Annotated in this window: 6 protein-coding genes; 1 reads left to right on the top strand and 5 read right to left on the bottom strand. The window is 43.3% G+C overall.

Annotated elements, in window-relative coordinates; all coding sequences use genetic code 11:
- The 5 genes from E0E16_RS14485 to E0E16_RS12700 all read right to left on the bottom strand — a co-directional run.
- Positions 1-671 (bottom strand): DUF4372 domain-containing protein (locus E0E16_RS14485; RefSeq protein WP_255418184.1); only part of this gene is annotated, 671 nt, incomplete at its 3' end.
- A 114-nt stretch (positions 672-785) separates the two neighbouring features.
- On the bottom strand, positions 786-2843 hold the full coding sequence (locus tag E0E16_RS12710; RefSeq protein WP_130830664.1) for a TonB-dependent receptor plug domain-containing protein: 2058 nt from the start codon (positions 2841-2843) through the stop codon (positions 786-788).
- A 195-nt stretch (positions 2844-3038) separates the two neighbouring features.
- Positions 3039-3722 (bottom strand): DUF4903 family protein, encoded by a 684-nt coding sequence (locus E0E16_RS12705; RefSeq protein WP_130830549.1) that lies wholly within the window; start codon positions 3720-3722, stop codon positions 3039-3041.
- 42 nt (positions 3723-3764) lie between these two features.
- On the bottom strand, positions 3765-4061 hold the full coding sequence (locus E0E16_RS13840; RefSeq protein ID WP_181951345.1) for a hypothetical protein: 297 nt from the start codon (positions 4059-4061) through the stop codon (positions 3765-3767).
- 66 nt (positions 4062-4127) lie between these two features.
- The gene (locus E0E16_RS12700) at positions 4128-5165 is read right to left on the bottom strand and encodes a leucine-rich repeat domain-containing protein (protein WP_181951344.1); all 1038 of its coding nucleotides are present in this window, start codon (positions 5163-5165) and stop codon (positions 4128-4130) included.
- Positions 5166-5534: 369 nt separating this feature from the next.
- On the opposite strand from E0E16_RS12700, the gene E0E16_RS14005 reads away from it, so the two are divergent.
- Positions 5535-5854: hypothetical protein (locus E0E16_RS14005; protein ID WP_181951318.1), on the top strand; the 320-nt coding region annotated here is incomplete at its 3' end.

The raw sequence follows: 5854 nt of genomic DNA, 5'->3' as shown, positions 1-5854 counted from the left end.
ACGTTCCTCTCGGTCAGTTCCTCAAACTTTTCATAGTTGATATATGCACGATCCAGGGCAATGATTTCATCATGCTTGAAATGGCTGGGGGCGAGCATAAAGGAATCGTTGGTAGCAGCAGAAGTGAACTTCACGTCACAGTGAACTCCTTCGTTTGCATGAATGACGGAATGCACTTTTATGCCTCCCTTCTTCTTTCCCGTCTTAGGATGCCGTCCCACACCCTTGAAGATGACGTTAGAGAACAGGGTTATCGTGGTGGAATCGATGATTCTCAGACGCTTTATCCATTCCTCCGTACCATTGCGTCGGCTGTCCGAAGAAAGTCTGTCCTTATTGGACTCGTAAAGGTCGTGGTACACGTCCTCAAAGAACTTCTCCGAGCGTCTGGCGTTCGCATCTGACAGGGTACTGCGCTTAGGAACCCTGTCAATGCCTATGTGGTGAAGCTTGCGCACCTCAGCCGTCATTGCCGCCTCTATCTCGCGCAGGGAGTCGAAGCGCATGATGACTGCATACAGCATCGTAAGAAGATGGGTGAAGCCATCAAAGGTCTTCACATACCGCTCACCGCCGTTCCGACGGCTTATTTCAACTATTTTATCATGGTCGAGAGATTTTATCAGCTGACCATATACCGGCTGTCCGAAGAAATGTGTACTTTTGCCCATGTTATCTGAGTTTGGAAACAAAAGCAAAGATAACAAAAAGGGCTGATACCTCGTGAGAAGTGTCAGCCCTAATTCATAAAAAATGTGGGATGTTTAGCGGACAGTAATAATCTTTTATCTTATTTTAAGTTCCAACTGTATGTATGCCCTTGCCCCGGCAGTGGCAGGCACGCTGAATGCAGTCAATCCCGACCCTAATGTCTTTGGTTTGTAGTTGAATATATTGTCAATGCCCACCGAAAGTCTGATTTTCTCCTTGAAAGTCTGTGCCACGTTCAGGTTGCATAGCACATAAGTGGGCAGCGTGCAACGAAAATAAGCATCATACGACCTACCTTCTTTCTCCACATACACACGATCCTGCACGTCGTATTGTTTCTCTCCCATGATTTGTGCGTTCATATAGGCATCAAGGCGATAGTTCTTCTTGCGGCAACTGTATTTTATGCCTGCTGTTGCTGCATGTGGCGATGTGGTGTTGATGCGCAGTCCTTTCTCCTTGCTCACGTGAACATACGAATAGGAGGCATTCAACGTGAGCCAATCTGCCGGTGTCCAACGTCCCAACAGGTCGATTCCGGCCATTGTTTGGCGGTTCAAATTGGCATACTCGAAGTTGTATTGCATATCGTAAATGCGCCATATTCCCTCTATCTTTTTACGGTAGAAATTTCCGTAGAGTGTGCCGTTGAAGAAGAAATGGCTGTTACTGTACTCCACGCCTGCCGACACGTAGTTGCTCTTCTCGGGTTTCAAGAACTCGTTACCTTTGATCATGAACATTCCCAAGTGGTCCCAGTTGAAAAACAGTTCCTTGATGCTCGGCGAGCGGTATCCCATGGAGTAATTGGCACGTATTGCCCAATGGTCGTTGGGTGAGAATTTTGCGGCAATTTTGGGCATATACATGAATCCGAATGCTTCTGAAAAATTGGTGCGCACGCCTGCAGATATCATCCAATGGTCGTTCACCGTCCAATCGTCCTGCACGTAAAACTCAGTCTCCTTCAACGTGCGCGACGTCATTTTGTGATTTACGAAGCGATCGCTCGTCAGCCGGTCGCCACAATATTCTATGCCCATGATGAGCGCGTGTCCGGCGAAATAGTTGCTGCTAAGTGTCAGTCGTGGTTGGAAGATGCGTGAGTGGTAAACCGGTTTGCGCTCATTGCGGCGTTCATGGCGTTTGAAGCGGTCGTAATAATCTTTGTGAAGGCTCGCCGTTAGCGTGAGCCAATTTCTCAATGTGTAACTCATTTTTGCCCCCCACGTGTAATCGCGTCCCTGTGTCAGTACGAGATCTTGCACCAAATCATACTGATTGATGAAAAACACTGAGCCGTATGCTTGCGCCTTGAAATTCGTTGAGGGCTCGAAATAGAGCTTTTGCGAGGCGATGATATGCTCACGTCCCTCTATTCCCATAGGTGGACGAGGAAAAGTGCTTTCCAAAATGATGTCCTTTTCCAAGAAAGGGTTTGCCTCTTTCGTATAGACCTTGCGGTCGTTCTTGGCCTGATACAGATAGAAAGCATCGCTCTCGCTATACCATACATCGCTTTGTGATGTGAAGGCGCCTTGCTTGAACCCTGCCGACAGCCATCCTTGCAGATTGGGACGGTCGGCATTCTTTTCAAACATATAGATAAAATCCTTTTTCTTGGGGTTTTTGAAATTTCTTTCATTCATTTGTCCCCAACGAAAACCTGCGTCAAAGGAAAAGGGTTCGTTTGTTTTCTTTGTGATGATGTTGATCACCGCTCCCGAAGCCCGGCTGCCGTAGAGTGTGCTGCTTGCTCCTTTTACTATTTCCACGCGGTCGATGGCATGAAGGTTGAAACGCTCGTAGTCAAGGTTGCCTGCCATATCGCCCGTCATGCGCTCGCCGTCAGTGAGGAAAAGCACATGGCGGGCATCCAAACCGTCGAGGTTGATTTCGCTTCCGAATGTTACTTTCTGTATGCTTAGTCCCGGTGTCTCGTGTTGCAGTGCCTGTTGGAAATCGCTGTAACCGCTCTCCACCAATCCTTTTCCGCTTAGCACCCGAGTAGTGATGGGCGAAAGTTTCATGGGGCGTGCTGATTGCGATCCCATAACGACTACATTGTCCAACCGCATGGTCTTCGTCGTGTCTAACTTCGTTTTCTGTTTATCCTGTGCTGAGGCAGGCATTACACCCCAACCTATCAGCACAAGGACAAACGATAAATGTATGATTCTTATTTTCACTATTACTATTTTAATCCCCTAAACCTACAGCCTGCAAAAGCATAACTTTGTACATAATGAGAGGATGCTTTTTTTATGTAGAGATATCCGAATGAAGTGTTCATATTCTTTAGGGAGATTCACACGATTATATGTGTCTTATAATCCATGTTCTTTCTTATAAGCTTTTAAATCCGCCTCATATTTGGCAAAGTCTTCCTCGTAAGTATCCATTTTCGAATAGTCTATGGTTTGTAAAAAAACAAAACTCTGCATCAACATGACATTGAAATTGGTGGAGAATTCTATCTGCTTTGTGTTCACGTTCAGATAACCTATAACAGTTCCTGCTCCGCCTTTACCGTCAGTATATTCACCGTTTACATCATGCTGGTTTGGAGTATATGTTACATCACCGTTCACACCGGTAAACTTTATCCAGCCATCGCCTTTGTATTCGTCCTTCTCCCATGAGTTAAGTGGAATAAGTCTGCAATAGATGTTAAACCACACCTGTACGGGCATATTGCCCACCGAGAAATTTTTGAGTTTGATGTTCAGGGGAGTCTCCGACTTCAAGTCCCATGAAAAATAATATTTCAAGGGACACCCTTCAGGAAGAAGCGTCTTATCAACAGGTCCCATCATAGCCTTGGAACGAACTACGATACTATCTTTCAAAATATCCTTTGCTTTAAGGATAAGGTTATCCTCCACCGGTTTTTTACCATTCTCCTCATCGCCGCTACATGACGAAAACAAAGAACAAGTAAACAGCGCAACAGAACACAGCAAGAATATTCTTGCTGCAACGAGTGCAATAAACGATAATGCTTTTTTCATTTTGATAAAAATTACCGAGTTAATAATAATGAAAAAACACACTTATTTCGTCCAATCGAAAATCGGTATAAACTCTGTATTGAAGTTGTTGTAATATCTTATACCATAGCCATTACTAAGGTTTTTACGATATTTTTTCACAAATGCGGCGCCATTGGTGTTGTCATAGACATCCTTTGTTGTGGAGAATACAGTTTGACCATTTTCCATATCAACATCTTCAACTTTTATGAAAACTTTAAAGTTAGGATAGGTAATTTTGCACTTGGGCAGATAAATAAGTTTAAGATTGAGAACCCCTTCTATTCCGCCTAAGTTTATCTCCTGTAAATTCTTCAAAGATAGCAATCCTATTTCATCGGCATACTTTGCTTTCTCAGGAATCGTTATCTTCTCAAGTTTGTCTCAACATTCTATACCAAGCCATGAAAACTCAAATCCGAGCATATCTTTTACTATTCCCCTTTGACCAAAAGCCTTAGACTTAGAAAAATCAATCTCCTTTATACCTGGATTTTCATAGATACCCAATAGGCGGAGATTTGTGGCATCATCCAAAATAATTCCATTGGGTGTGTCTATGCGGTCTAACACCAACATTTGTACGCTCTTGGGGATTCTCAAATAAGGTATGGATGTGTACTTGCCAGATTCTTCAGAGGGGCCTATACCAATAGCAGTTCCTTCATACCCTTTATTGTGAATAATGTATTGTACTCCATCCAAGTCATCTACCTCTGGGTAAAATGCTAAAGATTGTACTTTTTGTTCTGGACTAACAAGGCGTTTTGAAATATCAATCACATCATTACCTGCTTCATCTTTAACAAAGAGATTTGAAAACATTGATTTCAAGCTTTCACGAAGTCCGACGTTTGGAATAGTGCGCAGAGTGTTGTATTTCTGCAAAGTTCCTTTTTCATCGCTCATCTGCATATCAACATCTTTCGCAGTCTTATAAAAGGACACGATTTCATCCTCGTTATATTTTGCACTGTTGGGCAGATAAAGTTTGTTAAGGTTGTGCAAAATGGTGATATTGCCCTCTGCGTCCTCTTTTGTCAGCCCCTTGAACTCATAAATTTCGTTGCCCGTCAAATCTACCCCGGTAATCTGTGCCGGCAGTTGTGAGAAGTCGAACTCCATCTTATATCCGTTGTTGGAGAGTTTCACCTCCTTCAGGTTTGGCAGGATGTCAAGACCGCTTAAGTCCTTTAGGTTGGTGCCACTGAGGTCAAGCGCTGTGGTGTTGTTCGCCAAGTCGTTGAGTTCCAGCTTGCCGTCCTTGTCAAATTGATAGCCTTTCGACTTCAACACTGTCATCAACTCTGTGTTTTTAAGGGCATTTGCACTATATTGTATAGCATCATCGCTGCTGCAAGAGGAAAGCCCCATGACAAAAAATGCCAATACCGGCAATAGGTTTTTTCTATAATTTTTCATATTGATAATAAATTAATTTAATTGGCAGCAAAGGTCGGAGTATGGTTTGAATGTCGCAATACCTATTTTTTATGATTTCTTTTTGGTTTATGCAATCCTTGTTTGTCCCAAATCAGTCATTGGAAACATTCAATTACAGAGGATTGTTATTCGGCAATTTACCAACTAAAAGCCATACGCCGTGAACTCATATCAGCACCAGCTCGTCGGGGCAAGACAAAAGACAGGCAGCTGTTTTATTTTTTTGGGGGGACATTGACAACGCAAAAATCCTTCCTCCGCAATATGGGAAAAGTTCGATAATGTCCTAAAAATGTCTTATACGGATTTAGCTTGTCACAATTCTGACTATAAAAAAAGTAAGAAATTATGACAAAACGTAAAACCCCGCGCGAATTTTCGTATTCGTTCAAGCTGCAAGTGTTAATCGATTATTATTCTAGCGGTGCTTCTCAAGCGTCCATATTGCGTAAGTGGAATGTGTCTAGTGGTTCAATGTTCCAATGGCTGAAACGTTGGCCCGTTGATTCAAAATCGTTATCTTTGCCCTCGGAAGTAATCCAGAGGTATCGTATGGCTCATAAAGAAACGAATTTGACAGACAATGAGATATTGCGCCAGAAGATAGTGAACCTCCAACACGCATTGTCTTTGGAGAAGATGCGCAGCCGTGCCTATGAGAAACTCAT

The organism is Prevotella rectalis (assembly GCF_900607215.1).
Taxonomy (GTDB): Bacteria; Bacteroidota; Bacteroidia; order Bacteroidales; family Bacteroidaceae; genus Prevotella; species Prevotella brunnea.
Note: the sequence above shows the minus strand (reverse complement) of the source record. Positions and strands in the feature narration are given on the sequence as shown.

What these genes read in the sequence shown, in the direction of transcription:
- E0E16_RS12710 (WP_130830664.1), bottom strand. Translation starts at nt 2,843, where the DNA reads ATGCCTGCCTCAGCACAGGATAAACAGAAAACGAAGTTAGACACGACG.
- E0E16_RS12705 (WP_130830549.1), bottom strand. Translation starts at nt 3,722, where the DNA reads ATGAAAAAAGCATTATCGTTTATTGCACTCGTTGCAGCAAGAATATTC.
- E0E16_RS12700 (WP_181951344.1), bottom strand. Translation starts at nt 5,165, where the DNA reads ATGAAAAATTATAGAAAAAACCTATTGCCGGTATTGGCATTTTTTGTC.